At 39.2% G+C, this 25,901-nt stretch carries 24 protein-coding genes and 1 pseudogene; 4 read left to right on the top strand and 21 right to left on the bottom strand.

Features of this window, described 5'->3' with window-relative positions; translation table 11 throughout:
- Positions 1-24: 24 nt before the first annotated feature.
- The 5 genes from NKF87_RS01300 to NKF87_RS01280 all read right to left on the bottom strand — a co-directional run bounded on the left by NKF87_RS01300 (position 25) and on the right by NKF87_RS01280 (position 6,129).
- A complete protein-coding gene (locus NKF87_RS01300) occupies positions 25-972 on the bottom strand; it encodes a hypothetical protein (protein ID WP_117887979.1) in 948 nt (315 codons plus the stop codon).
- A gap of 83 nt (positions 973-1,055) precedes the next feature.
- Positions 1,056-3,293 (bottom strand): ATP-dependent RecD-like DNA helicase, encoded by a 2,238-nt coding sequence (locus NKF87_RS01295; protein ID WP_118427047.1) that lies wholly within the window; start codon positions 3,291-3,293, stop codon positions 1,056-1,058.
- Positions 3,294-3,344: 51 nt separating this feature from the next.
- A complete protein-coding gene (locus NKF87_RS01290; protein WP_005333354.1) occupies positions 3,345-4,403 on the bottom strand; it encodes a YqaJ viral recombinase family protein in 1,059 nt (352 codons plus the stop codon).
- Complete coding sequence (locus NKF87_RS01285; protein WP_005333353.1) at positions 4,397-5,536, bottom strand: hypothetical protein; 1,140 nt, start codon at positions 5,534-5,536, stop codon at positions 4,397-4,399. The genes NKF87_RS01290 and NKF87_RS01285 overlap by 7 nt, the downstream gene beginning before the upstream one ends.
- 398 nt (positions 5,537-5,934) lie before the next feature.
- Positions 5,935-6,129: a hypothetical protein gene (locus tag NKF87_RS01280; protein WP_005333351.1), complete on the bottom strand. Its 195-nt coding sequence runs from the start codon at positions 6,127-6,129 to the stop codon at positions 5,935-5,937.
- Between the two features lie 186 nt (positions 6,130-6,315).
- On the opposite strand from NKF87_RS01280, the gene NKF87_RS01275 reads away from it, so the two are divergent.
- From NKF87_RS01275 to NKF87_RS01265, 3 genes are all read left to right on the top strand, one after another.
- Positions 6,316-6,633: a helix-turn-helix domain-containing protein gene (locus tag NKF87_RS01275; RefSeq protein ID WP_005333350.1), complete on the top strand. Its 318-nt coding sequence runs from the start codon at positions 6,316-6,318 to the stop codon at positions 6,631-6,633.
- 381 nt (positions 6,634-7,014) lie between these two features.
- Positions 7,015-7,209: a DUF3173 domain-containing protein gene (locus NKF87_RS01270; RefSeq protein ID WP_005333349.1), complete on the top strand. Its 195-nt coding sequence runs from the start codon at positions 7,015-7,017 to the stop codon at positions 7,207-7,209.
- Between the two features lie 34 nt (positions 7,210-7,243).
- Positions 7,244-8,425 (top strand): tyrosine-type recombinase/integrase, encoded by a 1,182-nt coding sequence (locus NKF87_RS01265; protein ID WP_005333347.1) that lies wholly within the window; start codon positions 7,244-7,246, stop codon positions 8,423-8,425.
- Between the two features lie 260 nt (positions 8,426-8,685).
- On the opposite strand, the pseudogene NKF87_RS01260 reads toward NKF87_RS01265, so the two are convergent.
- The 14 genes and pseudogenes from NKF87_RS01260 to NKF87_RS01195 all read right to left on the bottom strand — a co-directional run.
- Positions 8,686-8,820, bottom strand: a pseudogene (locus NKF87_RS01260) (type II toxin-antitoxin system HicB family antitoxin); the annotation flags it as partial.
- A 12-nt stretch (positions 8,821-8,832) separates the two neighbouring features.
- Entirely contained in the window at positions 8,833-11,490 is a 2,658-nt protein-coding gene (locus NKF87_RS01255; RefSeq protein WP_129900150.1) for a TrlF family AAA-like ATPase, read from the bottom strand.
- A 75-nt stretch (positions 11,491-11,565) separates the two neighbouring features.
- Positions 11,566-12,591: a PDDEXK nuclease domain-containing protein gene (locus NKF87_RS01250; RefSeq protein WP_022250145.1), complete on the bottom strand. Its 1,026-nt coding sequence runs from the start codon at positions 12,589-12,591 to the stop codon at positions 11,566-11,568.
- 136 nt (positions 12,592-12,727) lie between these two features.
- Positions 12,728-12,895 (bottom strand): ribbon-helix-helix domain-containing protein, encoded by a 168-nt coding sequence (locus NKF87_RS01245; protein ID WP_022250146.1) that lies wholly within the window; start codon positions 12,893-12,895, stop codon positions 12,728-12,730.
- A gap of 14 nt (positions 12,896-12,909) precedes the next feature.
- Positions 12,910-13,998, bottom strand: a complete 1,089-nt coding sequence (locus tag NKF87_RS01240; protein ID WP_022250147.1) for a restriction endonuclease subunit S — start codon at positions 13,996-13,998, stop codon at positions 12,910-12,912.
- Positions 13,986-16,088, bottom strand: a complete 2,103-nt coding sequence (locus NKF87_RS01235) for an HsdM family class I SAM-dependent methyltransferase (protein WP_129900151.1) — start codon at positions 16,086-16,088, stop codon at positions 13,986-13,988. Before NKF87_RS01235 ends, NKF87_RS01240 begins: the two co-directional genes overlap by 13 nt.
- Positions 16,089-16,172: 84 nt before the next feature.
- Complete coding sequence (locus NKF87_RS01230; protein WP_129900152.1) at positions 16,173-16,547, bottom strand: TnpV protein; 375 nt, start codon at positions 16,545-16,547, stop codon at positions 16,173-16,175.
- Between the two features lie 12 nt (positions 16,548-16,559).
- Complete coding sequence (locus NKF87_RS01225; protein WP_227199138.1) at positions 16,560-18,110, bottom strand: MobA/MobL family protein; 1,551 nt, start codon at positions 18,108-18,110, stop codon at positions 16,560-16,562.
- A 315-nt stretch (positions 18,111-18,425) separates the two neighbouring features.
- Positions 18,426-18,653, bottom strand: coding sequence for a DUF5348 domain-containing protein (locus NKF87_RS01220; RefSeq protein WP_129900153.1), 228 nt, complete (start codon positions 18,651-18,653; stop codon positions 18,426-18,428).
- A gap of 174 nt (positions 18,654-18,827) precedes the next feature.
- Positions 18,828-19,070 carry a hypothetical protein gene (locus tag NKF87_RS01215; protein ID WP_055155751.1) on the bottom strand — a complete coding sequence of 81 codons (243 nt, stop codon included), beginning with the start codon at positions 19,068-19,070 and terminating at the stop codon, positions 18,828-18,830.
- A 91-nt stretch (positions 19,071-19,161) separates the two neighbouring features.
- Positions 19,162-20,316: an AAA family ATPase gene (locus tag NKF87_RS01210; RefSeq protein WP_129900154.1), complete on the bottom strand. Its 1,155-nt coding sequence runs from the start codon at positions 20,314-20,316 to the stop codon at positions 19,162-19,164.
- Positions 20,313-20,636: a plasmid mobilization protein gene (locus tag NKF87_RS01205; protein ID WP_022250154.1), complete on the bottom strand. Its 324-nt coding sequence runs from the start codon at positions 20,634-20,636 to the stop codon at positions 20,313-20,315. Before NKF87_RS01205 ends, NKF87_RS01210 begins: the two co-directional genes overlap by 4 nt.
- Positions 20,614-21,714 (bottom strand): site-specific integrase, encoded by a 1,101-nt coding sequence (locus tag NKF87_RS01200; RefSeq protein WP_156723366.1) that lies wholly within the window; start codon positions 21,712-21,714, stop codon positions 20,614-20,616. The genes NKF87_RS01205 and NKF87_RS01200 overlap by 23 nt, the downstream gene beginning before the upstream one ends.
- A gap of 17 nt (positions 21,715-21,731) precedes the next feature.
- Complete coding sequence (locus NKF87_RS01195) at positions 21,732-21,914, bottom strand: transcriptional regulator (protein ID WP_026650251.1); 183 nt, start codon at positions 21,912-21,914, stop codon at positions 21,732-21,734.
- A 232-nt stretch (positions 21,915-22,146) separates the two neighbouring features.
- On the opposite strand from NKF87_RS01195, the gene NKF87_RS01190 reads away from it, so the two are divergent.
- Positions 22,147-22,671 (top strand): helix-turn-helix domain-containing protein, encoded by a 525-nt coding sequence (locus NKF87_RS01190; protein ID WP_118576621.1) that lies wholly within the window; start codon positions 22,147-22,149, stop codon positions 22,669-22,671.
- Between the two features lie 186 nt (positions 22,672-22,857).
- Here NKF87_RS01190 and guaA read toward each other — a convergent pair whose 3' ends face one another.
- Together guaA and NKF87_RS01180 are read right to left on the bottom strand one after the other, a co-directional pair.
- Positions 22,858-24,405: a glutamine-hydrolyzing GMP synthase gene (gene guaA / locus NKF87_RS01185; RefSeq protein ID WP_044919655.1), complete on the bottom strand. Its 1,548-nt coding sequence runs from the start codon at positions 24,403-24,405 to the stop codon at positions 22,858-22,860.
- Between the two features lie 81 nt (positions 24,406-24,486).
- Entirely contained in the window at positions 24,487-25,848 is a 1,362-nt protein-coding gene (locus NKF87_RS01180; RefSeq protein WP_117598409.1) for an MATE family efflux transporter, read from the bottom strand.
- Positions 25,849-25,901: the final 53 nt, after the last annotated feature.

The following is a 25,901-nucleotide window of genomic DNA, read 5'->3' as shown; positions in this document are numbered from 1 at the left end:
AAAAGCTCTCTGCGGGGTTCTTCCTTAACCAGCCATCGGCATTGCTTTTTGTAAAATTACCTTTGCTGCCGCCGGAACCAGATTGTTCGGTCCGGAATATTGCTCGGCAAACCACTGGATCGTTGACGGGCTTTCAACTGCCACCTGTCCCATGGTCTTTCCGCCGTATTTTCCCTTTCCCGGAATCACAGTCCCGACTGCCATTTCATAGTTCATGTGTTTCATCAGTTCTTCTACCGGAAGGGACGTATCCAGATTCTGTAATGCTCCCTGCAGCATCTGTCCGGTCTTTGGCGGCGTAGAGGCAGCCGGAGCGGAACCGTAGCCAGGCATTTGTCCACTGCCATGGTAAATGGTGCTTCCCGCCGCCTGTGCCTGCTGATAGAACTGATTCATCATCTGCTGACCTGCATATTCCGACTGGCCTGGCATCTCTCCATAATTTGGCATAGCCGCCTTTGGCATGACACCCGAATCCGACATGGCAGCATTTGCCATGGCATCTGAATCCGGCATCTGTGGATTCTGATATGGAATTCCGGCATCTACCTGTGCAGGATCATTTTCCTCTCCCACATCCGCAAACTGCACACCATATCCAGCATCCGATAATGCCCTTCCTACGGCTGCTGTTTCCGCCATTTCCAGAAATTTGTCTCCAAACTTCGGATCATCGCTCCGGAATTTCTGTGAAAAGGAATTGGCTACATAATTGTCTTCCTGATCACATTTATCCAGATAGATACGTGCTTCCACAACTGCCATATTCTCTGTGAAAGTGATAATCCGGCTGATGATCTTTCCTGCAGGATTGACCAGACGAAACCAGAGCTTCCGGTATTTCACATCCAGATAAAGCTGCTCCTCCTGCCCTTCTTCTCCAATCTTTCTTGCCAGTTCCATCGGATGGAAGCCATCCACACGGTTTAAAGCGGCAACTGCCTCTGATTTCTTATACAATAATTCTTTCATTCTCTGCTCCTTTCATTTAGAAAAGCAGACGTTCCCCTATATAAGAGTAATAGTCCGCTTATTTCAAAAATTGAAAAATATTTTTAAACAACAAGTTTTAACTGCTCCATTTCCGGTTTCTGTTCACTCTGATACTGATCGTAATACTGTACGATCCGCTCACTCAGAATGGTGTTCCTTGTCCCGCTGTCATCCGTATGGATTGCCTGACAGACTGCAGCCCATTCCCCTACCAGATAAACCTTGCTTTTCGCTCTGGTCACTCCGGTATAGAGAATATTGCGCTTCAGCATCATATAAAAGGCTTTTACCCAAGGGATGATGACAACCGGACATTCGGAACCCTGTGCCTTATGGATGGTTGTTGCGTTGGCATGTTCGAGCATTTCCATCTGGTCAGCTTCATATTGCACCTGCCGCCCGTCCGGGAATCCGATCACTGCCCTGGCATTTCCATCCTCATCCGTGATACAGTCCAGTATCTTGCCCAGATCGCCGTTACTCGCCATCTCGGTATTTTTATTCTGTAAAATCTTATCGCCAACCCGGAACACCTGACTGCCGATATGCAGTTCCTTCTTCCCTGCGATTGGCGGATTTACAAAATCCTCCAGAGATTTGTTCAATTCATCCACTCCGGCAGCACTGCGTTTCCGATACGGAGTCAGGATCTGTACCTGATCCATGCCGTTTTTTGCAATCTCGTCCAGATAAATCCTCCGGACAATCTCTGCCGCCTCATCTGCTCCTTTGCAGGCAATGAACTGAAAATCCTCCCCAAAGCTCAGATTAGTCTTATTCTCCTGCATCAGTTTTGCATTATAAGGGATGCTGCTCAAAGCGCCCTGTCGGTAAACCAGATCCAGTACCGTGACCGGAATCAGCCCGCAGGCAATCATCTGCCGGAACACATCCCCGGCTCCTACCGATGGGAGCTGGTTCTTATCCCCGACTAAAAGGACTCTGGCATGTCTGCTTACCCGCCGGAAAAATTCATAGGCAAGATGCATGTCCACCATGGACACCTCATCTACATTTAAAAATCCGGCAGACAGGTACTCAAAATCCGGTTCAAAATCCGTATCATCTCCCAAAAGCCCCAGGGCCAGATGCATCGTGGATGCATTTTCACAGCCGGTACTCTCCACCATACGTCTTGCCGCACGTCCGGTCGGAGCCATAAGCTGTACCTCTGACCTGCATAACGCCTGATGGATATAGAGAATCACCTTGAGAACCGTTGTCTTTCCGGTTCCGGGACCTCCGGTAATAATACTGATGGGATGTGCAAACACCATCCGCACTGCCTGTTTCTGTGTTTCTGACAGCGTGATCCCCAGTGTCTTCTGTGCCTTTTCCAGCTCCAGTTCAATGGACAACGGAACCGGCTTTTCCAAAAGCCGTCTCGCTATCATGGAAGCAGTCTGCGTTTCTTCTTCATACTGCCGGATAGAATAGATCCGTTCTTCCTCCACTACAATGCTTTTTTGCAGCACCAGCCGGTAAAGCACCTGACTGACATCCTGCTCCGATACTGCCATGACCTGCAGATCCCGGTTCAGCATTTCCAGTGCTTCCCTGATAACCTCCTGACGCTGCTTAAACAGATGTCCATCTTTCATTGCCTGATTCATGATATGTCCGATGCACCCGGATATCCGCATGGGATCATTGAGTGCACAGCAGCACTGTCTTCCGATCGCATCCACAGTCAGAAACCCGAAGCCTTTGACTGCACTCAGCATGTAAGGGCGGTGCCGGATAATATCCACCGATTCATTTCCGAATTTCTTCAGAATCATATTCACTTTTTTGGGTGTCACCTTAAAAGGCGCCAGAAACGTCATCAGTTCCCGGAACACCTGGTTTTTTCCATAGGACTCCACAATAGCAGAAAGCTTCTTCTCGGAAATCCCACGGATCTTTAAAAGTTCTTTCGGACTGTTTTCCATGATTTCCAACGTCTGAAGCCCAAACTTCCGGAAAATAGTATCTGCCATCTTGGGACCGATGCCTTTGACTGCACCGGAAGAAAGGTATCCTAAGATACCCTCCTTTGTCCGTGGTACAACCTCCATGAAATTTTCCACCTGATACTGGGTTCCATGCTCCCCGCTCTCCCATCTGCCTTCCATCTCAAGCTCAATCTCGTCTGTAAGCGGAAGACCGAATCCAATCGCTGAGAAGCCGATGATATTCCGGGATGCCAGATATTTGTCTCTGGCTGACAGGGGGACAGACGTATCCTGTGTGGTGAATATGGCAATCGTATACCCATTCTCCTCATTCCGGAAAATCTTATGTTTAAATCTGCACCTCATTGTTTATATCCCTCCAGCTTTTTACCCGCATCCGTTCATTTAGTTTTCTCATTACGCCGCCTCCTTCTTAATTCGGAAAGTACGGCTCTCCGTTGTTTTTGTATATTCCTCATAGATATCCGGATGCTGGTTTTTCAGCTTCTCCATCTGGTCTTTCCCAACCGAAGTACGTCTGGTCGGATTATAGGTAATACGGTAACGGTTCGTACCGTCCTCCAGCACTGCCTTGCAGCCCTGCCCCAGCTGTTCCACAAAAGGAACACTGATTGCCCGCTGTTCTGCTTCGATTTCCTTTTTCCGTTTTTCCAACTGTGACTTTTCCTCCGAAAGGGTAAGATACTTCTCAAGATTTTTTGATTCCAGACCGGAAAGCACAATTTCCGGAATAGATTTGTCTGCAAAACCACCATAATTACGGATATTTGCCAGAACCAGATCGGAATTCCCGTTATGCGGCGGTACTACATTTTTCAATACATGTTCCTGCCAGAAATACGTTTCCTGATCAATGATGTCTTCTTCCTCAATCAGATCACGCTCAATGGTGCGATACACAAACTCATTCTCGTTATTTCCATACAGGCATGCGATAAAGGCTTTCTGCATATTCATCACAGACAGATAATGCCTTACCTGCAGCACATAATGAGCTGGAATACCCTCATCAGCCCACTTATCTTTCGCATTATAATTGCAGGTTTTACATTCCAGAATCGCAAATGTCCCATCCGGCATACGAACAAAAAAATCCACATCTGCAAGCATGAACGGATATAATGGATGCCGGAACATGACACGTACCGGAAATACTTCCAGTCCGGTCTTTTTGGAAAAGATTTCTGCCACCAGATCTTCCAGCCGGTGTCCGACTTCCTTGGCAACCCAGTTGCTTTCCTCTTCCTCCTGAATGACCGGCTGCACACCTGTTTTGTTGTAAAACAGATCCCGGATAGTGGCAAATGGAGAGATCCCCATGATTGCCGCTACATCACTGCCGCCGATTCCTTTTTTGCGGTATTCCAACCAGTCTTCTCTTGACAGGTTACTGATATCCACAACCTTTTCCGGTGTATACTCTGCTTTGTTATTCATTCCAATTCCTCCTAACATTTGACTGCTCCATAAACGTCATATTTTTTCCAGTCTTTTATAAGCGCCTTCGTAATATCCTCCTCCAGCTTCAGGATGCCCTGTCCGGACATTCCTTCACAGGCTGCAAAAAAGGAGGCTTCATTCATGGCATAATAAAGATCATGTGCCGTACAGGCACCTTCCCCGTTCTGGGATACAAATAGCTCCACCACCTCATTCCGGATCTTCTGTTTAATGCCAAGTTCCTTCATCAGCAGCTTCAGGCAGTTCACCGGATTACGGATCTCAATGTCCATAAGCTGAGTAAGATTCTTCATCGCATCCACATAGCGGGCGCATACCTGCTCCAGATTTTTCCGGAAGTCCAGAATCGTTGCCCCTTTATCGTGAGCCAGCTTGATTGGACTTCCCAGACTGATAACGCCGTTTGGTCCGTCTGTCAAAAGCATCGGATACAGATTTGCACCGCTCGCTGCCACGTCAGATGTGGTAAAACGAAGTGCCGGTGACAGGATCTTCTCATCCATTCCGTGTGCATCCAGTGCTTTTCGGTAAGTATCCAGAAGTTCCTGACTTCCTCCGAGCTTCCACATGGCAGATACAATGGAATGGTCATAGATACCAGAGCCCTCCATGTAAACACTGCCTTTGAAATTCAGATTCAGATATTCGCAGGTTGTCTCAAACATGGCTTTCATATCAAGGATGCAATAATCATGTTTATCCCCGCCATGTACTGCGGAAACCTTTCCGTCCGCAATCTTAATCAGGGCATCCCCTTTTGCAACCCGCAGGCAGTAATTGACTACCTTCGCATATGTTGCCTTATCCAGCTTGCGAAGCCCGTCTCCATTGACACCTGCGCGGCTTAAAATGGTGCGGATGGCACAGTCACGTACCGGATAGGATTCTCCTCTCATTTTCAGTACAAGCTGCGTATTCTTCTCTGTATCCTCCAAAATTTCTTCCATGGATGCATCTGCCGCATCCAGATTTTGAGCCTCCTTTTCCAGTGGTGCCAGCCGTAACGTATTCGTTGGCTTTCTGATCCATTTGGCATTTCTTCCTCTCTCTGCCAGAAACTCCAGCAGATCTTTTACTTCTGCAAAGGATCTCTCAAATCCATCTGCATACACTCTTGCTTCATTCATGTTCTTATTCCACCTTTCTTAAAATAATATTTATCCATCAACAGCCGAAGCTGGTTGTGGCATGCAACTATGCCGAAACCTAAATGTAAGCACAAAAAAAGAATGAAAAGAGAGTCTTTTCTCTGTTCATTCTTAAAAGTCTGGTTTCTTCCTGAAAAAACAAAAGTGCCACGCAGCCAAAAAAGGCATACCGTGACACTCACTACAAACATAAACTACTTATGCCAGGAATCAGCTCCTGCTGTTTCCTGTAAGTTTGGAGATTCTTATGAATCCCGAAACTCCCCAAAAAGGGTGTGCATAAAATAAACTATATCAGTATACTAGCACAAGATATTCCTCATGTCAATTCAGGCTTATACTATATATGGTGTTTATATTTGTTCAAAATACTACATCTATTTTTCTACTACGAATTCAATCTTCTCTTTCAGATACTCCCGGCAGCCAAACCGAACCGTTCCACACTGCTTTGACTCCTCTTTCGCCTTTTCATTACAGCAGTCCAAGTAGGGACAATCGTTACATTGATTCCGCAGTGCTTCCTTCGCCCATTCAATTTCCTGCTCATTTCCTATAATCCGCACAGACATCCACTTCCTTTGCTATCATCATACCCCAAAATCCATTTTCTATCATCCATAATTTCTTTTTTTGTATCATTTTAGTAAATTACGGTTATATTACGGAATAATCACTATATTTCAAATATATCTCTATTTTATTCCGTAATTTGCTGTAAGTAAATAGTTTAAAATGTGGAAGAGAGGTGTAAATGTATGGATAAAAACTTTATTGGAGAACGCATCAGCGAACTGCGTTTAAAGAAAAATGTATCTGAATATCAGATGAGTCTGGATCTTGGCAAAAATAAAAGCTACATCCAGTCCCTCACTTCCGGACGTTCTCTGCCTACCATGCAGAGCTTTCTGGATATCTGTGACTATCTGGAAGTCACTCCTCAACAGTTCTTCGATTCAGAGCTGCACAATCTTCCTCTGATTGACAAAGCAACTGATCTGATGAAACAACTCGATGACGAGGATATGCTTGCGCTCATTTCCATGCTGAATCGTCTGGCTCTAAAACGCAAATAGATTTCCGTGGCTGCCAAATCAAGGCAGCTTTTATTTTTATCATTTTTTCTTAAAATTTTTCAATCTTAAAGAAAAGCCCCCTATTCCTTAATTGAATGGGTAATATATCCATTCGCCGTACCTTGAAAACAAAAGAAATCTTTCGGGAGATTGATATAGGTGACTGCAGATAGTTTGCATCTTCGCACGCCTGCAGCTTAATAGTTACAAAGTAACACCGTTTTACGTGGCCGGAACGGGCATAGGAACTGGCTTCTGAAAGAATAACATAGACTTTTGGGATTTTAGCTTATAGCGCTTTTATTAGAGAACTTTTACTCAAAATTTGATATAATAATAGACAGGTATCAAGTTGATTCCCTGTCTGTGGAAAGGAGATTCATGATAACTGTAACAAAAAGGGATTTGATTGAATTAGGCTACGGTCCTTCCTTTGCTGCTGATATTATCAAAAAAGCAAAGGAACTTATGGTAGAAAAGGGGCATACCTATTATCAATCCAGAAAATTAGACAGGGTTCCAAAAGAAGCCGTTGAAGAATTATTAGGGATTACTTTGCCCGATAAGCAAGAATGATCGTGCTTTTTGCATTTTAGTAAGGAGTGAAATCATGGCAAAAGATCCAATTAAAAAAGCAGAAAACGGCACTTATTATTTTCGAGCCAACCTCGGATATCATCCTGTAACCGGAAAACAGATTCAAAAATACCGCAGCGGATTCTCAACAAAAAAAGAAGCCCGTGCCGAGTATTCCAAATTGATTCTTGCATCAACGGAAGAATTAGCTGATAAGAAGGAAGACATTACCTTCAAAAAGTTTATTGAAGAAATCTATCTTCCGTGGTACAAAACTCAGGTGAAAGAAAGTACCTACAAGAATCGTTACTCGACCATTCAAAAACACTTTGCCTATTTCTACAAGAAGAAAGTGTCCGAAATAGAAGCGATAAATGTACAGACCTGGCAGCTCAAGTTGGCAAAACAATTCAGTCCAAACTATGTACGCATTGTTCAGGGAATGTTATGTTTAGCTTTTGACCGGGCGATTATCCTCGGACTTGCAAAGAAGAATCCTGCCCGCATGATCGGCAATATCAAATCTAAAAAAGTAAAGATCGACTTCTGGACTTTGGAGGAGTTTCAGAAGGTAATATCCCTGCTGTACAAAGGTGACTACTACGAGCACTATCTCTTCATCTCGTTCTGGCTTTTATTTATGACTGGAATGCGTATTGGAGAGGCTGCCGCCTTACAGTGGGATGATATTGATTTTGAAACAGGTATGCTGATTATTAGTAAAACACTGTACTATAAAACAATGAATGACTACAAATTCGTTGAACCTAAGACGCAGGCAAGCAACCGTACCATTTATATTGATGCTGATACCATCAAGGAATTACAAGAATGGAAGGCGGTCCAGGCAAAGGTTTTACCAAATTGTGGATTCGTACTGAGTTATAACAGTACACCCACCAGCAAAACAACGCTTCCAAGAGCATTAGAGAAATTGGCAAATTTAGCTGGTGTCCACAGAATCAAAATTCATGCCCTGAGACATTCGCATGCTTCCCTGCTTATCAGCATGGGCGAAAATCCACTGCTGATTAAAGAGCGTCTTGGACATGAAAAAATACAGACGACACTAGGAACTTATGGTCATCTGTATCCAAACACCAATATTGAGATTGCAAAGAAGCTGACCGGGGTTCTCAGCTACCAGTCAGCTTCTCAAAGTATTGCTAATTATACCAGTAATCAGCATACTGCAATGTATCACAAAGAAATATAAAAATGCAATGATAATGCAATTTCAAACACCCAAAGCCGCAAAGCCCCGTGGTTACGGGCTTTGTAGCCCAGCGTCAACTATTCAAACTCGGCAAGTCCGATGATGGTTTTAAACATATTTGTTTAGTTTTTATTTCTTTTCTGCCGTTATTTTATCTCTGTTACATATATTATTTTGGCTCGCTGATTTTCTGTTGCCAATTTGTTGCCATTTCATTATAACTACGTTAAGATTACTTCGCAATCATTATTTTGATAATATGCTTCAAGCCATGCCTTTTTCGCATCTAATGCATTTACTGCTGCACTCTCTATGCTCTCGCCCAGGTAATACAGCCTGGCAGATCTGATAAAAACCACAAATCCACCTTCATCCTTATCTTCTGCAAGTTCCATACCATTTATTTTTTAATTATATTGATATTTCCGTTCTCTTTTACGAAAAGCATCTTCTCCACCTTCCATAATTTCGCAAATTCCCTCTCTAATAAGCTTTTCCTCAATGCAGCCTGCCTTTTTCCCTTTTCTGAAAGTAACTTTTCCCTGATTATTACGTTCTAAAACAATAATCCCCTCTGCGTCACCCAATACCGGAATATTGGGATTATGCGTAACGATAATAATTTGACGTTTACTTTTCATCTTTCTTATAGATTTTACAACAAGCGAATAGATAAGACTATTATCAAGGTCATCTTCTGGCTGATCAATAATCAATGGATTCTCACCACTATTTAATATGAAGGCAAGAATCGCTGCACTCTTTTGTCCTGGCGATCCTTCATTAATATCAATTTCACCATTTTCATCAATAATTTTAATTTGCAATTTGTCCTCTGGAAGAACTTTTATCATTGAACTCAATGTGTCATTATTATATTTATCTGTCCAAAGCTTAGCAAATCTTGTATCTGTAGAACAATTCAAAAACTTTTCAACATTTCCAGAATCTGTAATCAACATGAACTTCAAAAATGCTCTATACTGTTCCCAGCTATTATCTTTAGATAGTACTTTATCAGCCAAATTTTGAAAATCATTATCAAATGTTCCTTCTTTTCCAAATTCCTTCTGTAAATTTGCCTTCCATCGTGCCAAATGACCTAATGGAATAACTTTAATTGATATGTTTTCCAACTTCAAGTTATCAATTACAGCCTGTCTTTTTTTTGATAGTTCAATCCGCTTATCAATAAAATTGTCTATACTCTCTTCAATTTTCTTTTCGATATTACCTTGTTCATTTTGTAATGACATCAAATCGTCATACCTTTTTTTATTTTTTTGTAATTGATCCTGAATTGCATTAATATCTTCTCCACCAGTATTTTTCACTTCATCTAACGCATTTAAATATTTTCTATGGATTTCCTCACGTTTTTCATAAGTAGTGGATATTTCATATTCTCTCTTCAACGTTTCAACAGATTCCTTTTTATGATTTAAAATTTCAATGAGACTTTGATTGATGCTTTTTAACTTTTCAATTACTTCGAGTTCAATTGCATTTTCTACAGATATATCAAGTGCTTCCATCTGATTATCCAATCCTCTATTCTGTTCCTCGAAGCTAGCAACAGCTACAGTTACAGCGTTCAATTCTGAAGCAAACGATTTTTCCACATTTTTTATCTTATTGTCTATATTTTCAAAATCTTTTCTCGATTCTTCTATTCCACTTGCTTTAAATTTTTTTAAGATAGTATCTGCCTTTTCAATTTCCGCTTTTATTGTAGGCAATTCCTTAATTTTCTTTCTATTGCTCTTGAATTCATCTGAATATTTTTGCATATTTAATATTGCACTATCAATTTCATCAGAATATGAATACATATCAGCCGATACTTTATCATCAATCATCTTTACTAATGGACTCATTGTTTGATTTGCAATATTATCATCTTCATCTATTAAATTAAAGATTTCTTTTTGTCCATAAAAATCTATCTTAAATTCTGGAGGATTCTCAACACTACCATTATTATCTTCAACATCCGTTACAATTTGTTTTCCTTTTCTTGAGGCTTTTATCACATATGGTTTATTGCTACCAAAATTAAAATATGTTGAAATTTTTGCATCTTTTGTTAATGTTTTTTCCAACAATCTACATTTCGAAAGATCATGTTCATTACATACGCCATAGTTTATTGCATCAACAATAGTAGATTTTCCTGTTCCTCTCCCTCCTACAATACAATTTAAATTAGGCGAAAATCTCATATTCATTTTTGTCATATGAGAGATTCCTTCAAACGCAATGCCACTTATGTAATTATAAGTAGTTTCATTAGGATCAAACTGCACACCTATTTTTTGAAGTGATAACCAATTAATGCATCTATGTTCCGGATCAATAAATACTTGGCGAAGTCCTTCAAAAGATAATGTTGAAAGCTTAATCCATGTAAACATTTTCCCGAACCCTTCGATTGAATGCTGTGCTTCATCTCTATTCGACGGATTATCTGATCCTGTTATTAATACTGCTTTATTAATAGCCTTATTTTTTAATTTGTTATTATATTCCCTAACATCCTCTTCATTTCTTACTTCAACAGCCGAAAACAAAAGAAACTCTTGATATTTTTTTATGGCATTTTCTGCACTTTTTCCAAGCCCTTTATTAGATGCAAAATGAGCAGGAATTACAAATATTTTTTCCCTTAATTCCGTACATAATGTTTTTAACCTATCTTCAGATACGTTAATCGTTGTGTCAGCCCAGTCTTTTCTTAATAATCCCAAATTGCTAACAACTGCATCTTCAATTTCTGTTACGGACATCTTATCATCAAAAATAATGAGAAAATGTGTAAAATCCGAAGATACACAAAGTTCAATTCCATAAAATACCTTAAAATTTTCGTCCTCGAACTCCGATTTCACCTCCTCTATTTTACTAATCCATCCAACAGAATTATGATCACTTACTACAACTGCATTAATGCCCGATTCTTTAGCCGATTTTAACCATTCTTTTGGTGTCACTTTCTTATCTGGAAAACATTTACTTTCCGGTGTATGCGTATGAAAATCTATCTTATACCACTTTGCTAAAGCCATATGCTCGCTCCTTCTCACTTGTGTTAATCCATCGTTAATCCGTCATTGTTCATTTAGTTCCCCATCAATCCATCATTACAATTTCTCAAATACTTTTAATCTCTTTACAATTTCTTCCGGTTCTGGTAACATTTCCTTCATCTCTTCAGGCAATGTATTTCTCAACTGATATGTAGCTACACCAATTGGCATATTAATATTTTTCAAAGCATACTCTACATATGTCTTGTCCTTGCTTTTGCATATAATAATTCCAATAGATGGATTTTCATCCGGTAACTTTATCTGTTCATCCAACGCTGTCAAATATAATTGCATTTTTCCTGCATATTCTGCCTCAAACTCTCCTATTTTTAGTTCTATGGCAACTAAACTTCTCAAACGTCTATGAAACAATAAAAGATCTATATATAAATCTCTATTCCCCGCCATTAAGTGATATTGATTTCCTATAAAAGTAAAATCTCCACCCATCTCGATCAAAAAATCCCTGATATTATTGACCAATTGCAATTCCAGTTCATGCTCCGAATATTCTGGAGATAATTCCGCAAAATCAAAAGTATATTCGTCTTTTACAGCCAATTTCGCCTGTATTCTTCTATCCTCTGGAATCGTTAAATCAAAATTCGTCTGGTTTAGCAAATACTTTTCATAAGTCCTTGCCTCAACAAAATTTGTCAAAACCCGTTTTGTCCAACCATAACGCTTTGCCATCTGTATATAAAATTCTCGTTCTAAATCGTCTTTGCATTTCTCCATAATAATAATATTATTGCTCCAGCTAATTTCTCGCACCATTGGTGCGAGTTTTTCTGAATGACGATATGTTAAATAGAAGTTCCGCATTCTCCACAAATTTGCTGCTGAATATCCCTTTGCTCCAGGGAATTCTTTTTGTAATTCTCTTGATAAAACCTGAACAATAGATTTCCCCCATCCTTTTTCTTGCTGCTGTTTATAAATCTCTTCTCCAATTTCCCAGTAAAGATTGATAGTTTCTGCATTTATTACTTTTAACACATGATATTGTTTTTTATGTATTAATTGTTTTAATTCCTCAACTAATGGTTCATACCCTCGAATTTCATTCTTTTCCATATTCTGGTCTCCATTTCTCGCACCAATGGTGCGAGATTTCAATTATTTTCAATGCCATTCATTTATCTTAAATCTAATAACACTATAAACCGTATTTCTCTTTATTTTCAGAAAACACAGTATATTATTCAATACATTATTTTTCTTGGTTATTTTGATATTCCGATAAATATTGCTTTAAAGCTCTCTCTATAGCAACTGTTTTCGTTTGTCCCATTCTTTCACAATATTTTTCTAATGATTCTATTATTTCGCGTTCAATATACAAATTTATATGTCGTCCATCTTTTTTTTCTCGTGCCATTTTGATATTTCCTCCTACAATACTATTATTTCAGATAAGGTTAAGATCTTTTGAGCGATACTTCTCTTTATTTCTTCAATTTGTTCATATTTATCTGCCAATTCTTTTTGTTTTTGAAAATCATATTTTCCATCCTCAGAAACCGGAATAGGTATAGTATCTGTCATTCTTTTTATTGCTATAGGTTTTAGTGATGTGTATTCATTCTTACCCATATCACCTTCCCTTCCTTTTTTCCGTTTTCTAAAAATAGGTTCTAACACATATTTTATATATCTCAAATCAATATCTACACATTTATCTGTTGGTAACAAAATGCCTCTATGGCACGTTATACTGAACTTCTCATTATGATACATAATATAACCAGCCAATCCATCAATACACCATGTTAAATATTCTCCTGAGTATTCAGCAATATTTACTCTAGCATATTCACTAGTAGTTGTACCTGAGTACAGTGGTATTTCTCCTTTATTTCTTGACACCCATGTTTTTGTAAAGTCAGCATTTCCGCCTTTAGGATAAAATAAATCAGTAACTAACGGATGAGCCCATTTTATATTCTTATCCTCTGGCAGGATAACAGACATATTCTGTAATTTCATTCTCTTTTGCAAAAGAACATTTCTCTGTTCCTCTATAACTGAATATTTTTCTGCTAACTCTTTCTGCAGATTTAAATTAAAAGTTCCGTCTTTATTAACAGGAATTTCAACTTTAGTATTTAATATATCTGCTTTTGGCAAGTTTCCTAATCCATATCCTTTAGCAATATTGGTAAATATTGGTTCTACTACTTTCTGCAAATATCTTATATCAATTCCATCATGTGGAATTAGCCCCGTAGCATGTTTTCCTATTGTATATTTATTATCATTAACTAAATATGTACATCCTGCCGCTCCATCATTAATTACAACCAAGCATGGTTTTTCATTATTATAAAAATTAATATATGCAAATGGCTTGTTTATTGTTGCTGCATAAACTGGATATTCTCCCACATTATTTTTGGCCTTTATTTTCGTAATGGTTTTATCACTATTAGCCACATCACATATTTCATAAATGTAAAAAGATTGTTTTCTTACTTCAGGCATTCTATAGCCTCCTGATAATTTTTTATATCATCAATTAATTCTGATATATATCCGTGAAATTCTTCTAATGACATAATTGTATCTTTCTTTTTAATACCTAATTCTATTTTTTCTTCATCCGACCAAAACAGTTCAATATTCCAATTCTCCTCGATTCCAAATTTATCTACCGGAATTAATTTTGCTCTTGGATTATCATTTACCGCAGATATTGCAATTTTATTTTCTTTATTTCCACGATACAAATTATATAAATCAACCGCATCATGAAGATCATTTTCATCAATATCAAATCTATAAGTATCCATAGTTTCGCCTATTGTACTACAAAGATATGTATAAACCGGATATGACTGTATCTTATTCATTTCTTCTTCCGTACGTTTATGGATTGTAAGAATAAATGTCTTTTTGGGAGTATTGAAGAATGTCCCCACCGGTAATGAAATAATACTATCTATATAGCAATTTTCTATTATCAATTGTTTTAACTTATTATTTCCTATGTTAGTAAAGATACCATCTGGCAATATAATATTCGCTATTCCACCTTTCTTTATGGACTTAACAATCCATTCTGTAAAAAGAGCCTCTATTCCTCTTCCTCCAGATGTATATGCTTTAGTCTCTGTTCCATATATTTTAACCGACTTGCTCGCCTCACTAATCGCAGCACTCTGATAATATGGTGGATTAGCAAGTATTAAATCATATTTGTCTAAATATAAATTTTCTAAAGTTCCTAAAGTAGTATGACTGGAAGTAATCACTTTATTTAACAGTTGTTCTGATAATTCTTGTATTTTTTCAATAGAATCACAATTATTTTTAAACAAGTCCGAATAATAGATTAACATGTTTGATTTCGCAAGTATTGTTGTTAAATCGTATGTGTTATCTTCCATTTTCTTTTCCATACCTACTAATTCAATTTTGGCTTTTAACTTTCCATTTTCAAAATAAAATGGTGAAGAAATTTTCGATGCTGCTTCAAGCAAAAATTTACCAACTCCGCATGCCGGATCACATATACTCATTCCTTCCTTTACATCAACCATGCGAACCATCTCTTGCACTACTTTTAGCGGTGTAAAAAACTGCCCCATTCCATCTTTATCCGTACTATTTTTCATAAAAGTTTCGAAAAGCTTTGATTTGAAATCTTTATTTATATATAAGAACTTTCCATGTTCATCTTCATATTCTTTAAAACAATCGAGTAGCTTACCAAAACAATCCGCCGAACTTTCATGTATTACAGGATTACCGATATCATCTGTCTCTGTATGAAAAATTCTTCCATTTATTATTGTTGTTCCATCTTCTGGATTATATGGAAAAAGCTCTAATAATTTTTTTCTTACTGTAGTCAGATATTGAATAAATGCATCTTTTGAACTCTGTTCTGCATAAACAGAATATATCCCTTCAAATGAATAAATCCCCCTTAAAACGCTTATATCTGATAAAAATTTAAAAGTAAAAAATTCTACAAATGTATATAGCGAATTTTTAGCTGAAGATAATGACATATTCTGCAAGATACGTGCTACTTTTTGTGCCAAAGGCGTTGGATCAATATACTCCTTTGGCATTATTTTATTGTTTGAATCATTTATACAATAGCATACATCATCTATAAACTCAGCAAGTTCCTTATTCTGCTCAGGTGACAAGTTCTTTGGATTAATCTTTCGTGTTATTGGTTTATCATTTTCATCCGTAATACGAGCACCTGTAATAGGATTAATCCATATAAAAGTTTCCCCATCCGACAACATATATATTTTTGCCTTTACCTGTCTTGCAACTCCTAATTCTTGGTATTTTGCTAATCGCTGAAGCTTTTCCGTCTTTAATTTATCTGGTTCTTTCATCTCTATAAAAACTACAATCTGTTTATCTTTATTAAGAATTAATACATCTGGCCTATTTGCTTTTATTTTGTCGCATTCTTTAATTGTAAGACCTGTGACTTCTTTATTTTTTACTAAATCTTTAATTGTAGTTGCTCCTAAACTTCTACAAATATATTTATCAAGTTGTACCGGTATTGAATATAATCCCTCTTGAATAGTTTGCTCTGACATATACATTCTCCAATCTTTTTTTTATATCATACTATATATATCTTCAATAATAAAGATATATCTTTATTATTCGCAATCCTATTTTTAACATTCAATTTTTTTCAATATCATCTCCTCCGCACAAGCCCGGATATTATTCATTCTCCCAACCCATTCCATCGGATCCTGCATCTTCAATTCTTCTGTCACGCCCTGCTGTTCTTTCATCTGCTCCACCAGCCTATCCATCATCTGATGACACTCCTCGTCAATCTGGTGCAAATGCTCATTCAGTTTCCCGTCAAGTACCAGCTCCAGATACAGCCCTTTCCGATGCTCCTTTAAATACGTCTTTCGTAACATTCCATACTTTCCAATCGGATACTCCGTATCCTCCGGAAGGTACAGGTCTGGATAATACAGACCATCCTCTCCCAAAGTATAGCTGATGCCATTTTCTCCCATAATGTGTTTCTCCATGATTTTGTCCTCCTATCTTGCCCCTCGATCCTTGCTCTGATTTTGGGTACGTTGTGTGTTTTTCTGTTCCTGTTCTATTTTCTTTCTGTTTGCTGCCAGCTTTGCCCTGACACCATGCGGCTGCGGCTCTGGCTCTTTTCCAGTTTCTTGTTGCCATTGTGCGATTGCCTTCTGATACTGATTGTACTCGGACTTTGCTGTTTTGAAGTCTTTCAGAAATTCCTGTACACTTCTATAGCCTACTTTCTGTACAATCTTCGGAAGATAATCTTTCATATTCCGGATCTGGCTTGTCAGATCATCGATTTCTTCCTGCAATTCTTTTTTCTTTCTTCCTTTAAACCAGCCTTTGATCTCAGACAATTCTTTTTTCTTAGTAGCACGCTGTTTCTCTTTCTTGTAAATTGCATTATTCTGCTGCTCCAGTTCATTGTTGATCTTAAAAAATCTCGGATATTTTGATGCTAGCCTTGTCATTTCCGGCTGCTTTGGCTCTGGCTGTCTTTCCACTGGCTCTTTTATTTCTACTTCTGTTCGTTCTGTTTCTGGCATTACGGACTCCATATCAGAAGCATCTGTTTTCTGTAATTGCTCTTTCTGCTCCAATGATTCCTTATACTTTTTCACAAGTACAGTTTCTATCATCAGTTCCAATGTCTCAATCGCCATTGCGACAACTTTTGCAAATAAGTTTGGTTTTCTTCCTTTCCGGGAAATTGCACTCTTGATCGGCTCCGAAATTCTTTTTTGTTTCACTTCCATAATCTGCGGCTCTTGAATGCCGCTAATCAGTGCCATATCCACCGCCCGATTCCATTCCTGGCGTTTCCGATTATCCGCTTCGATTTCCAGTGCTTTGGGATTACGCTTCCCGATTTTCTTTGTTGCAAGATAAACGCTGCCACGTTGAAATACCTGCAACTTCTGGTTTTCATCTTTCACATAAAGATTAATCAGTTCAGTATAGGAACGCTTCACTTCATCAAGGAAGGAATTGCTTTTAAACCGTTCATCTTTAACTGTAAACAACTTCTTCTCATAAATCTCGCCCTTCTTTACGATGTGGCAGCCTTCCCGGATTTCTCCATCTTCTCCTAATATTTCTTTCTTGGTTCGGACATGTTTTCCATTTTCATCATAAAACATATTTCTGTTGGCAGTCTTAATGATTGGTTCATCCAGTAGTTTCCGTTCTGCAAATATCAAATGAATGTGATAATTGGTCTTTCTTTTATTGTGGTGCAAAGCAGCAATACACTCTGTTCCATAATTCTGTTTAAAATGATTTGTAAAAAGCTGTAGCAATCTATCCGGCTGATATTCTGCGAAACTCTCTGGCAAAGCAATAATCAATTCTCTTGCCTCAATGCATTTTCCTTCTGTCCCGCTTTTTACAAATTCTTCCTGATTACATTTTGCAAGTTCCCGCCAGAATTTCCGTTCTGTAGTTTCATAAACTGCATAGAGATTTTCCTGTTTTGCATGACTGGATATATAAGTGATTCTGCCTTTTACATTGCTTAGTTTTGTCATTTGAATAAATGAATTTCTTCCGATAGGCACTCCCTCCTTGTCTTCGGCAAAATAAATTCCGCCATTTCATTTGTGAGTGGATGAATCGGCATCCGTTTACGAACTAACTGCCGTTTCCGGCTATATTAGCTCCCGGCAGGGCGAAATACACAGAGCATAAACGAAGTTTGTGCGATGGGTGTATTTCGCTCTCAAACGCCGAGGGCTTTGTGAGATGCTTCTTACATCTACCACAACTTGGCTTTTTCCTTTCATTTTGGGCGTATCCGCCCTCTTTTTTCTGCCCGTATCCGGGCTTATTTTTTATCACTAACAACCAAGCGGCTATTTCTCTTTCTGTCTGCTTTATTCCTGTATCCTTGCCCGTACATACTCCAGATCTCCACAATATGGTGTTCCAACCAAATACCATTCTCTCGCCAGATTCATTTCCATTCGTGTCTTTACCCACTGATTATCAACTAGAACTTCCAGACATTCTCCGCAGTGAAATCCTGGATCAATCCATAAGTCTGAGGACAATAATCCATATCTTTTGTTATAACTGTTGTAACCTAATCTTCCTTCTCTCATGGTGTCATTCTCCCTTCATTTATCATTTCCGCAGGGACGCCCTGAATCAGGGCCCCCTTTTGAAAAGTTTTTTCTTCGCCAATCAACTACCGGCTACACCTTACAAACCTTCTCTTTGTCTGCTATTTACAGGTGCGTGGCACGCTCCTGTCATAAGGTCATCAAGCAGAATCTTTACCAACGAAAGTTCTCATGCATTCCACACTTATCCAAATACTCTTGTCTTGCCTTTTCCCGTTCTTCCTCGGTTGGTGCTGTTTTGAATGTTGTATATAACTGACGTCTTACCATACTGTCTAATTTTTCCATCAATGCTTTTTCTATCTCCGGTTGATATTCCTCATTCCCGGCAAGATGATACTGGAACAATGCCAGTAATAAATCTTTTGGTATCTGCACCTGTAATTTTCTTTCCATGTTTCTCCTTTCCGTGACGGTCGTGACGATAGTGACGATATTTTCACTACTGACACGCTATATAAAATACCGTCACAACCGTCACATATCGTCACACTTGGTTTCCAACAAAGGCTAATCTGATCTTTCTTCCATCATGTCCTCGTTCCGCTTTATACTGGATTCCATATTCCAGAATCAATCGTTCAAGGCTGACATTTAATTTTCGTGATAATGCGTTCGGCTGCATTTCCACCTGCAATACTTCCACAAGCTCTGTTGCTGTTCCTGCCCACTCTGGCGTAGTTTCTGTTACAAGCTCTTTGATTTTTTCCAACACTGGATCTTCTGGTTCTTTCCAAAGTTCTGTCTCTGTCTTGATAAGTTCCCAGACACATCTCTCCCGGTTAAAGTTCAACCATAGTTTCTGATCCTGCTGGTCACGTCCTGCCACTTCCAGAACTGCCTTATTATCTGTCCGTTTTTCTTTCTGCATGACGAACGCTCCATCCGCAGCTCCAAGCAATCCATTTGTGCCAGAAATCATATCAAAACTATCTGAAGATTCCATTTTCCTTGTATGATGCACAACCAGAAAACAGATACCATATTTATCGCTGAATGCTTTCAGCTTCGTTACAATTTCGTAATCGCTGGCATAACTGAATTTATCTCCACCGACCTCTCGAACCTTCTGAAGAGTATCAATGATAATCAATCTTGCGTCTTTATGCTCTGTTACAAACGTTACAAGCTGTTTTTCCAGTCCGTCATTGAGCGATTTTGATTTTGTAGCGAAATAAAAATTCTCACTGCCTTCCATTCCAAACATCTGTGATAACCGCTTTTGCAACCTTGCATAATCATCTTCCAATGCCAGATACAGAACCGTTCCCTGTCTGACTGAAAAGCCCCACAATGGAAGTCCTTTACTGATGTGATACCCGATCTGTGCCATAAAGAATGATTTTCCAATTTTCGGCGAACCAACAAACAGATAAGTTCCGTTATACAGAAGTCCATCTACAATCGGCAATTTTGGTGGATATGCAGTATCGTATAATTCCATCATAGAAACTGTTTCCAGATCATCTAGATTCTTTTTATTTGCTGATTTTGCTGTATTTTCCGCATTATTTGTGGCTTGCAGATTGCCCTTACCGGGCAAATCTGCTATACTTTGGTTGGTTAATTTATTACTTGATGACTGTTCCACATCTGCGCCAACAGATGCAATCGGAGCAGTCATTTTTTCTTTTGCTGTCATTCATTTTCCCCTTTCAATCCATACAATGTCTCTGCGACCAATCTCAGGGTACTCAGCAACTCTTCGTTTTCCTCACTGCATTTTTCCAGATGTTTCAATTCTTCATAAATCTCTGCCATCTGATTTCGCAATGCTTTATACACTCTTGGATTTCCCTGTACCACAATTTCCCGATCAGTTAATCGTTTTGTGATATAGTCCTGCTTGCTAAGTCCTGACAATCGGACACATGCATCAATCTGCTCTGCTTCTTCCGGTGATACCCGGAATGCTACGATTTTGTTTCTCCATCTTCCTTTACTGTCCAGATTTTTCTCCATTTAATTTTTCCATCCTTTCAATATCCAACTGTTCTGCCATCTGTGTCTGCTCACTTGGAAACAGATGCGCATATCGGTAAGTGATATCAATGCTCTCATGTCCCATTCGGTCTGCGATTGCCAATACCGTAAATCCCATATTGATCAATAACGATACATGGGAATGTCTCAAATCATGCACACGGATTCGCTTCACCCCAGACACTTTTGATCCTCTGTTCATTTCATGATGCAGATAAGATTTGGAAATTGTGAAAATTCTTTCATCTTCCTTCAGACCGTAAAGCATTTCCATATAATCCTGCATCTCATCACATATAAATTGTGGCATCTTGATAAATCTGTTACTTTTAAATGTCTTTGGTGGGGTAATCACATCTTCCCGGTTTAATCTTTGATATGATTTGTTAATTCGCAGTGTATGCGTTGTAAAGTCAAAATCCGCTGGTGTCAGGGCAAGCAACTCTCCTTCACGGATACCACACCAGTAAAGCATTTCAAAAGCGTAGTAAGAAACTGGTTTATCCATCATCACATCTGCAAATTTCAAATACTCTTCTTTCGTCCAGAACAACATTTCCTTATATTCCTCTATTGCTATATTTCCAGCTTTCTGTGCCGGATTAGAAGGCAAATGATAAAAATCAACTGCATGATTGAAAATGGCACTTAACTGGCTGTGGATTTTCCGCAGATATGAAGCAGAATACCCTTTTCCATTCGCTCTCTTAAATGCAAGCAAATGATTCTGCCATGCAATCACATCTTTTGGTTCAATTTCTGCAATCTTTCTCTCCCCAAAGTATGGAAGAATTTTTGTTCTGGCAATATTATTCTTAGTTCCCCATGTGTTATCCCGGATTCGTTCCTTTTTATCTTCTACATAGATTTCATAAAAACTTGCGAAAGTCATATCCAGTTTTGCATCATGCTTTAACATTTGTTCGTGTTCCCACATCTGCGCTTCTCGCTTCGTAGGAAATCCTCGTTTTGAAGTCTGTTTCGTTTTCCCTGTCCAGTCGGTATACCGATAAACCACTCGCCACTTCCCAGTGACATTATCTTTGTAAATACTCATACAAATTCTCCTCTCTCTTACACTTCGCTGTAACATACTTTTTTGCGGAAATAATTGGTGTTTACTCTGCCAGCTACCGTAAGATAACCCAGCTTCTGTAATTCATCATTTAATTGTTTGACAATCTTATAAGCATAAGACTTGGAAACTCCCAGTTCCGCTGCAACTTCTTCTACTGTCATAAAAGTTCTGTTCGTCACATCGCATCTCCCCTCTCTATCTTAACGCAATTTGTTTAAGTCGTTACATTTGCATGATACTAAACATTTTAATTTAAGTCAAGCAGTTTTATAAGAATATTAAATTTTTTTGTTTAAGTTCTTCTTGCTATCTAAAATTGCTCATGCTATACTGAACCTAAACAGAATTGTTTTATTTTCTTCACAATTAATTATGGCAACACGAATGACCACTATAAGGAGGCAAACAAAAATGGCAATCGGACAACGTATCAAATTTTTTCGCAACCGCAAAGGCATGACACAAAAGCAACTCGGAGAGCAACTGGGATTCAAAGGAAAAACCTCAGATGTCCGCATGGCTCAGTATGAATCTGAAGCCAGAGTTCCTAAAATCGATCTTGTAAAACAAATGTCTCAGATCTTCGATGTCAATACTCATGCTTTAACAGTTCCAGATATTGATACTCACATAGGTCTGATGCATACACTATTTGCACTGGAAGATATGTATGGTCTGAAAGTAAGAAATGTAGATGGGCAGCCTCATATCTGCCTTGACTCTTCCATATCTGCTCCCGGCTCATCTGTTGATGAAATGCTTCGTTCATGGATGGAACAGGCTGACAAATTGGAAAACGGTGAAATCAGCAAGGAAGAATATGATGAATGGAGATATAAGTACCCGGAACTGGATACTTACCAGAAACGTGCCAAGGTACCATCTCAGGAACTAAGTGATTACCTCGTAAAAGAATTGACTAAAAAAGAAAAATAAGAGAAAAGAAAAACCTTACCGATATTCAGTTTTTTACTTCTGAAAATCAGTAAGGTTTCTTTATATACGTTATGAAATAAAATTTTTATCTCTTGAATAATCACAAAATGTTGCCATTTTGTTGCCAATCACTAAACAAATTTGTTTGTAACCCGCATGAATACTGGTTTCTCGTGATTGTGTGGATTATTCAAACTCAATCGTTCCAGGCGGTTTAGAAGTCAGATCGTAAAATACTCTGTTAACTCCCTTAACCTCATTAATAATTCTGCTCATCACCTTATTCAGTACATCATAAGGAATTTCAGCAGCCTCAGCTGTCATGAAATCTACAGTTGTTACTGCTCTTAAAGCAACAGCATAATCGTATGTTCTCTCATCCCCCATAACTCCGACACTTCTCATATTTGTCAGTGCTGCGAAATACTGGTTAATATTCTTGTCAAGTCCTGCGTTTGCAATCTCTTCTCTGTAAATGGCATCTGCATCCTGAACGATCTTAACTTTTTCTTCTGTTACTTCACCGATGATACGGATTCCAAGTCCAGGTCCAGGGAATGGCTGACGGAATACCAGTCTCTCCGGAATTCCAAGCTCCAATCCTGCCTTACGTACTTCGTCTTTGAACAGATCACGAAGAGGCTCAATGATATCTTTAAAATCTACATGCTCCGGAAGTCCACCTACATTGTGGTGAGATTTAATCACTCCGGATTCTCCACCGAGTCCGCTTTCTACAACGTCCGGATAAATGGTCCCCTGTGCGAGGAAGTCTACAGCACCAATCTTCTTGGCTTCTTCTTCGAAGATACGAATGAATTCTTCACCGATGATCTTACGTTTTGCTTCCGGTTCTGTTACTCCGGCTAGTTTATCGTAATATCTCTGCTGCGCATTTACACGGATAAAGTTCAGGTCGAACTGTCCATTTGGTCCGAATACACCTTCTACTTCATCACCTTCATCTTTACGGAGAAGACCATGATCGACAAATACACATGTCAACTGCTTTCCGATAGCTCTGGATAACAATCCTGCTGCCACTGAAGAATCTACTCCGCCTGACAGTGCAAGAAGTACTCTTCCGTCGCCGACTTTTTCGCGGATCTCCCGGATTGTATTCTCTACGAATGCATCCATCTTCCAGTCGCCTGCACATCCGCAGACACCTAATACGAAGTTCGATAACATCTTAGTTCCTTCTGCTGTGTGAAGTACTTCCGGATGATACTGGATCGCATATAATCCAGCTTCTGTATTCTCAGCTGCTGCGACCGGGCAGTCTGCTGTGTGTGCTGTGATCTCGAATCCAGGTGCAACCTGTGAGATATAGTCAAAATGGCTCATCCAGCAGATGGTCTTCTCAGATACACCTTCGAAAATCTTGGAATCTTTCTTATCTACCAGCACTTCTGTCTTACCATACTCACGTACCGGAGCGGATTCTACCTTTCCTCCAAGTACATGCATCATAAGCTGTGCACCGTAACATAATCCAAGAACCGGGATACCAAGTTCGAACAATTCTTTTTTATATGTCGGGGAATCTGCTTCATAACAGCTGTTTGGTCCGCCTGTCAGGATGATTCCCTTAGGATTCATAGCTTTGATCTTCTCAATATCTGTCTTATATGAGTAGATCTCGCAATATACATTGCATTCTCTGACACGTCTTGCTACCAGCTGATTGTACTGTCCACCAAAGTCAATGACAATTACTAATTCTTTTTTCACAAGAACTTCCTCCTATTTGTTTTCTATATGGCTAATCTCTATTATAAAATAGAAGACCTGTTTTTACAAGAGACTTCTATCTTATACGATCGCCTTTTTCTTCCAGCTTCCTTTGAAATAACGGATCACAAAGCAGAGCGCACGGAATACCCAGTCAATGACCATCGCAACCCAGACACCAAATACACCCATGCCCAGATATTTCCCAAGCACGTAACTGAATCCGATCCGGAATATCCACATGGATATACTTGAAATATACATACACGCTTTCGCATCTCCCGCCGCACGGAATGTCGCAGGCAAACTGAACGCAATCGGCCAGATGAAGATCGCACCGATTCCGTGGAAATGTATGATATCTGCCGTCGTTCTTGCTGTAAGATCCGACAGATTATATGCCTTTAATATAACCGGCAATAATGAAAATATGAATAATACCATCGCTGTCATACTGACATAAGTAATAACCATTAATTTTTTATTATAATATCCTGCCTGTTCATAATCACCAGCACCCACACATCTTGAAATAACCGGTGTGATCGCCAGCGTAACTGCCATTCCCGGAAGGATCTGAAACAATGCGATCGCATTCGACACTGCATTCGCCGCAATCGCATAAGTTCCGAATGTCGATACAAGACTGAGTACGATGATCTTGCCAAGCTGGAACATACTGTTCTCCAGACCATTCGGCACACCAATGCTCAGAATCTTCTTAACCATCTCCCAATTGATTCGGTAATGCCATGTCCGTTCTATATGAAGTATCCGTTTCTCATCACACAACATCACAATTACAATAACCGCTGCCGTTATTCTGGACACCAGTGTCGGAATTGCGACACCTTCCGTTCCCCGATGAAATCCATAGATCAGAAGTGCATTTCCTCCTATATTAATAATATTCATAATGATCGATATCTGCATTGTCACTTTCGAATTGCCCATTGTACGGAAGATTGCCGCTCCTGCGTTATACAATGCCAGGAATGGAATCGATGCCGCCACGATCAACAAATAAACGTCTGCATGATGCATTACATCCTGATCAATCTTGCCGAATACCGTATGCAGGATAAATGATTTCCCTAAATATACAAGTACGGTAATACCGATTGCACATATAGTAATAAACCATACCATCTGAGTTGCCGATTTACAGGCCTCCTCTTTTCTATCCTGTCCCAAAAACTGTCCTGCGACTACTGCACCTCCGGTCGCCAGTGCGGCAAATGCATTAATCAAAAGTACCATTATCTGATCCACCAACGATACTCCCGACACCGCCGCCTCGCCGACGCTTGCGATCATAATGGAATCTGCCATTCCTACCATGACCGCCAGGAGCTGCTCAACCACCAGTGGCAGGATCAGCGCCAGCAGAGCTTTGTTGTCAAAGAAATATGCCTGCTGTTTCTCTTTTTTACTCTTTCCCATTTTCTTCTCCTGTAATGTTTATATGCCGAAAAAATTCCCCAACGTATATTCTT

The organism is Dorea longicatena, assembly GCF_024168045.1.
In the GTDB taxonomy this organism is placed as follows: domain Bacteria; phylum Bacillota; class Clostridia; order Lachnospirales; family Lachnospiraceae; genus Dorea_A.
The sequence above is the reverse complement of the archived record's forward strand: the minus strand, read 5'-3'. Positions and strand labels throughout refer to the sequence as shown.

Coding starts and splice junctions, on each gene's coding strand:
- NKF87_RS01230 (WP_129900152.1), bottom strand. CDS start 16,547: ATGGAGAAACACATTATGGGAGAAAATGGCATCAGCTATACTTTGGGA.
- NKF87_RS01300 (WP_117887979.1), bottom strand. CDS start 972: ATGAAAGAATTATTGTATAAGAAATCAGAGGCAGTTGCCGCTTTAAAC.
- NKF87_RS01295 (WP_118427047.1), bottom strand. CDS start 3,293: ATGAGGTGCAGATTTAAACATAAGATTTTCCGGAATGAGGAGAATGGG.
- NKF87_RS01270 (WP_005333349.1), top strand. CDS start 7,015: ATGATAACTGTAACAAAAAGGGATTTGATTGAATTAGGCTACGGTCCT.
- NKF87_RS01290 (WP_005333354.1), bottom strand. CDS start 4,403: ATGTTAGGAGGAATTGGAATGAATAACAAAGCAGAGTATACACCGGAA.
- NKF87_RS01250 (WP_022250145.1), bottom strand. CDS start 12,591: ATGGAAAAGAATGAAATTCGAGGGTATGAACCATTAGTTGAGGAATTA.
- NKF87_RS01235 (WP_129900151.1), bottom strand. CDS start 16,088: ATGTCAGAGCAAACTATTCAAGAGGGATTATATTCAATACCGGTACAA.
- NKF87_RS01265 (WP_005333347.1), top strand. CDS start 7,244: ATGGCAAAAGATCCAATTAAAAAAGCAGAAAACGGCACTTATTATTTT.
- NKF87_RS01210 (WP_129900154.1), bottom strand. CDS start 20,316: ATGACAGCAAAAGAAAAAATGACTGCTCCGATTGCATCTGTTGGCGCA.
- NKF87_RS01275 (WP_005333350.1), top strand. CDS start 6,316: ATGGATAAAAACTTTATTGGAGAACGCATCAGCGAACTGCGTTTAAAG.
- NKF87_RS01180 (WP_117598409.1), bottom strand. CDS start 25,848: ATGGGAAAGAGTAAAAAAGAGAAACAGCAGGCATATTTCTTTGACAAC.
- NKF87_RS01240 (WP_022250147.1), bottom strand. CDS start 13,998: ATGCCTGAAGTAAGAAAACAATCTTTTTACATTTATGAAATATGTGAT.
- NKF87_RS01220 (WP_129900153.1), bottom strand. CDS start 18,653: ATGAGAGAAGGAAGATTAGGTTACAACAGTTATAACAAAAGATATGGA.
- NKF87_RS01255 (WP_129900150.1), bottom strand. CDS start 11,490: ATGGCTTTAGCAAAGTGGTATAAGATAGATTTTCATACGCATACACCG.
- NKF87_RS01190 (WP_118576621.1), top strand. CDS start 22,147: ATGGCAATCGGACAACGTATCAAATTTTTTCGCAACCGCAAAGGCATG.
- NKF87_RS01280 (WP_005333351.1), bottom strand. CDS start 6,129: ATGTCTGTGCGGATTATAGGAAATGAGCAGGAAATTGAATGGGCGAAG.
- NKF87_RS01215 (WP_055155751.1), bottom strand. CDS start 19,070: ATGGAAAGAAAATTACAGGTGCAGATACCAAAAGATTTATTACTGGCA.
- NKF87_RS01285 (WP_005333353.1), bottom strand. CDS start 5,536: ATGAATGAAGCAAGAGTGTATGCAGATGGATTTGAGAGATCCTTTGCA.
- NKF87_RS01200 (WP_156723366.1), bottom strand. CDS start 21,714: ATGAGTATTTACAAAGATAATGTCACTGGGAAGTGGCGAGTGGTTTAT.
- NKF87_RS01205 (WP_022250154.1), bottom strand. CDS start 20,636: ATGGAGAAAAATCTGGACAGTAAAGGAAGATGGAGAAACAAAATCGTA.
- NKF87_RS01245 (WP_022250146.1), bottom strand. CDS start 12,895: ATGGCACGAGAAAAAAAAGATGGACGACATATAAATTTGTATATTGAA.